The sequence below is a fragment of the Bacillus cereus group sp. BceL291 genome (assembly GCF_051776705.1).
In the GTDB taxonomy this organism is placed as follows: domain Bacteria; phylum Bacillota; class Bacilli; order Bacillales; family Bacillaceae_G; genus Bacillus_A; species Bacillus_A cereus.
This window is the reverse complement of record NZ_JBPWAP010000273.1, coordinates 1-286: the sequence shown is the minus strand read 5'-3', so window position 1 is coordinate 286 and position 286 is coordinate 1. Positions and strand designations below refer to the sequence as shown.

Below are 286 nucleotides of genomic sequence, written 5' to 3'. Positions count from 1 at the left end.
CAGGTTGATAGGTTCGAGGTGGAAGCATGGTGACATGTGGAGCTGACGAATACTAATAGATCGAGGACTTAACCATATAATATGTAGCAATGTTATCTAGTTTTGAGAGAACATAAAAAACTTGTTGACTTTTAAAGTAAATAAGTTATAATAATGATTGTCTCAAAAGAATAATGTCTGGTAATGATGGCAGAGAGGTCACACCCGTTCCCATACCGAACACGGAAGTTAAGCTCTCTAGCGCCGATGGTAGTTGGGACCTTGTCCCTGTGAGAGTAGGACGTTG

The 286-nt window shown here is 40.6% G+C and carries 1 rRNA gene; it reads left to right on the top strand.

Annotated features, from left to right (window positions below):
• Positions 1–176 precede the first annotated feature (176 nt).
• Positions 177–286, top strand: a 5S ribosomal RNA gene (gene rrf, locus ACS2CR_RS34550); the annotation flags it as partial.